Origin of the sequence: Amycolatopsis rhizosphaerae (genome assembly GCF_007713715.1) — a bacterium.
GTDB classification, from domain to species: domain Bacteria; phylum Actinomycetota; class Actinomycetes; order Mycobacteriales; family Pseudonocardiaceae; genus Amycolatopsis_E; species Amycolatopsis_E rhizosphaerae.
Map to the genome: position 1 here is coordinate 1 of NZ_VJWX01000648.1, position 3,459 is coordinate 3,459.

General features: G+C 71.9%; 4 protein-coding genes. 2 read left to right on the forward strand and 2 right to left on the reverse strand.

Annotated elements, in window-relative coordinates; all coding sequences use genetic code 11:
* Both FNH05_RS34845 and FNH05_RS34850 read right to left on the reverse strand, forming a co-directional pair.
* The coding region (locus FNH05_RS34845; RefSeq protein WP_144593106.1) for a tannase/feruloyl esterase family alpha/beta hydrolase at positions 1 to 1,121 on the reverse strand (1,121 nt) is incomplete at its 3' end.
* A 114-nt stretch (positions 1,122 to 1,235) separates the two neighbouring features.
* The gene (locus FNH05_RS34850) at positions 1,236 to 1,478 is read right to left on the reverse strand and encodes a DUF2630 family protein (protein ID WP_144593107.1); all 243 of its coding nucleotides are present in this window, start codon (positions 1,476 to 1,478) and stop codon (positions 1,236 to 1,238) included.
* An 81-nt stretch (positions 1,479 to 1,559) separates the two neighbouring features.
* Between FNH05_RS34850 and FNH05_RS34855 the strand changes: the two genes are divergently transcribed.
* Together FNH05_RS34855 and FNH05_RS34860 are read left to right on the forward strand one after the other, a co-directional pair.
* Positions 1,560 to 2,063 (forward strand): DUF1360 domain-containing protein, encoded by a 504-nt coding sequence (locus FNH05_RS34855; RefSeq protein ID WP_144593108.1) that lies wholly within the window; start codon positions 1,560 to 1,562, stop codon positions 2,061 to 2,063.
* Positions 2,064 to 2,124: 61 nt separating this feature from the next.
* The coding region (locus tag FNH05_RS34860; protein ID WP_144593109.1) for an aldehyde dehydrogenase family protein at positions 2,125 to 3,459 on the forward strand (1,335 nt) is incomplete at its 3' end.

The window sequence follows — 3,459 nt, forward strand, 5'->3', positions numbered from 1 at the left end:
CGGTAGTACCGGTGCAGCCCCGCCCGGCCCGCCTCGCCGATCATCCGGTCGTAGACGTCGGAGTCGCGGCTGATCGGCAGCAGGCTGTCCAGGGTGCCGTGCAGCGTGATCAGCGGCTTGCCGATACGGCCGGTGAGCGAGATCCGCTCCACCGCCCGGTGCACCGAAGCTGGCCGCGCCGCGTAGTCGTAGTCCGCGTCGCAGTTCGGGGTTCCGCTCTGGCAGAAGGGAATCCCGGCCTGGAGGGCCCCGTCGTAACCGGGGTCGAGCGATTCGCGGTAGATGCGCTGGGTGAGATCCCAGTAGACGCGGTAGTGGAAGTCCCACAGGAACTCCGAACCCGGCGCGAACCCCGCCTTGAGCATGGCGTCGTGGTCACCGGCCGGGTAGGCGCGCAGCGCGGCGGGCAGGAACTCGAGCAGGTTGTCGTGCTGGGACCACAGCGTGCCTTCCCAGTCGACGCCGCCGTCGTAGAGGCCGGGGCGGTTCTCCAGCTGCCACCGCACCAGATAACCGCCGTTGGACATGCCCGCGGCGAGGGTGCGCACCGGTGGCCGTCCGTAGTAGCGGGCCAGCGTCGCCTTCGCGGCGACGGTCAGCTGAGTGAGACGGAAGTTCCACTCGGCGACCCCGCCCGGGTCGGTGAAGAACCGGACTCCGGTGTTGCCCTTGTCGGTGGCGGCAAAGGCGTATCCCTGGGCCAGCACGTAGTCGGCGATCGCGCGGTCGTTGGCGTACTGCGCCCGGTTGCCGGGAGTGCCGCTGACCACCAGGCCGCCGTTCCAGTGCGCCGGAAGGCGCAGCACGAACTGGGAGTCGTGGTTCCAGCCGTGATGGGTGTTCGTGGTCGACGTGTCGGGGAAATAGCCGTCGACCTGCATTCCGGGCACCGGGGTCGGGGCGGGCAGGGTGCTCGCGGTGAGCCCCGCCCAGTCCGCCGGGACGGTGTGTCCCGAAGCGACGGTGCCCGCGGTGCTCAGATCGTCGAGGCAGGACCACTCCTGCAACTCGGCGCCGGGAACCCGGGCGGCGGGGCGGCAGGTGGCCGCGCCGGCGGTGACGGGGGACAGCAACAACGCGATGAGCAGACCGACGGCCGTTGGCACGAAGCGTCTGAGCATGGCACACACCTCCTTGTGTCGCCCGAAAACGTAGGGCGGCACAAGGAGGAGAGGTATGGGGTCCGCGCACACAAGTTCCGCCCCGGTCATGGTGGCTTCGGGGCGGTCGGCGGCCTACTGCTGGTAGGACTCCACCTCGGAGGCGGGGCGCACGTGGGCCCCGGACTCGTCCTCACCGAATTCCCGGCGGGCACGCCGCTGCCGCAGCAGATCCCAGCACTGGTCGAGCTGCTGTTCCAGGTGGCGGATGCGGGTGCGGTCGGTTTCGTCGAGACCGCCGCTCGAGGCCTTCTCCCTGAGCTGGTGCTCCTCGGCGATGAGTCCGTCGATGCTGCCGATGATGTCCTTGTCGCTCACCGCAACACCGTACCTCCGTCCCGCGCCCCGTGGTTGTCACGCGGCCGCGAGGGTAACCAGGCGCGGGTGAAGGGAGGGCACATGGACGAGTTGAAGCAGGAAGCCCACGCCTACCGCGGGGGTGCCGACCGCCCGCTGGGCGGCTACCTGGTCGTGATGGCGGTCTACGCCCTGCTCGTGGCGCTGGCGGCGACGGCGGCCGCGCTGACCGGCCGCAGGCTGCCGCGCCGGGTTCCGGTCCAGGACCTGGCGATCCTCGCGCTGGGAACGCACAAACTGTCGCGGACCGTGAGCAAGGACGCGGTGACCAGTCCGCTCCGCGCGCCGTTCACCCGGTACCGGGACACCGGCGGTCCCGCCGAGGTGATGGAGGAGGTGCGCAAGCCCAGCGGCCTGCGGCACAGCGTCGGGGAACTGCTGACCTGCCCGTTCTGCCTGGACCTGTGGATGGTCACGGCGTTCACCACCGGCCTGGTCTTCGCACCCCGCGTCACCCGGCTGGTCGCCGGGACGTTCGCTTCGCTGGCGGGGGCGGACTTCCTGCAGCTCGCCTATGCCAGGGCGCAGAAGGCGGCCGAAGGCTGAAGCAGGGCCCGCGTGTCGATCGCACCCACCCGGGTACTCCTCCGCGCGGAGGAGGACTGCGATGACGGATCTGATCGAACGGCGGCCGGTGCCTGACGTCTCCGACGCCGGTGACGCCGTGGTGGCGGCACGCAGGGCGTTTCCCGCCTGGGCCCGGACTCCGGCCACCGAGCGGGCGGCGGCCCTGCGCGCCGCCGCGGCCGAACTGCGGGAGCGGGCCGGTGAGCTGGCGCAGTTGAACCACCAGGAGACGGGAAAGCTGCCCGAGGAGGCCGAAGGCGGGGTTCTGGCCGGTGCCGCCACCCTCGACCAGTACGCCGAACTGGGGCCTGTGCACCGCGGCAGAAGCCTGCTGGGGGACTGGGGCGCGACCGACGTGATGGTGCCCGAACCGCGCGGTGTCGTGGTGGCACTGACCCCGTGGAACGACCCGGTGGCGGTGGCCTGCGGCCTGCTCGGTGCCGCGCTGGCCACCGGGAACGCCGTGGTGCACAAGCCGAGCGAGCGCTGCCCGCTGGTGGGGCAGCGGCTGACCGAGGTGATCGGGCGGAAGGTGCCCGCCGATGTGCTGCGGTGGGTTCCGGGTGACGGCCGGGTGGGGGCGCGCCTGGTCGCACATCCCGAGGTGGATGTGATCGCCCACGTCGGCAGCACCACCACCGGGCGCTCGATCGCCGCCGCCGCGGCGGCGACGGGTGCCAAGGCGCTGCTGGAAAACGGCGGCAACGACCCGTTGATCGTGGACACCGGCGTGGACCTGGCCTGGGCCGCCGAGCAGGCGGCGATCGGCGCGTTCACCAACGCCGGCCAGATCTGCGTGTCGGTGGAGCGGATCTACGTGCCGAGGGAGATCGCCCCCGATTTCCTCGAAGCACTGGTGGGGCAGGCACGTCTGCGCCCGGACCGGGTGCCGATGGCGCCGCTGGTGGACCGGCGGCAGCGTGATCACGTGCACGAGCACGTGGTGGACGCCCGCCACGGTGGTGCGAAGGTGCTGACCGGCGGGCAGATCCCGGACGGCCCTGGCGCGTTCTACCCGGCGACCGTGCTCACCGGCTGCACGCCGACGATGCGCGTGCTGCGGGAGGAAACGTTCGGGCCGGTGGCCCCGGTCCGGGTCGTGGCCGACTTCGACCAGGCCCTGCTCGAGGCGTCCGACGACCGGTACGGGCTCGCGGCGACGGTGCTGACGAACTCGATGGAGCACGCGCAGCGCGCGTGGCGGCGGCTGCCCGTGGGCACCGTGAAGATCAACGGGGTGTTCGGCGGGGCGCCCGGCGGCGCGGCCCAGCCCCGGGGGGCGAGCGGCGAAGGTTTCGGCTACGGGCCCGAACTGCTCGACGAGATGACCCGGATGAAGGTGGTGCACCTGGCCCCCGCCCCCGCGGCCCGGATC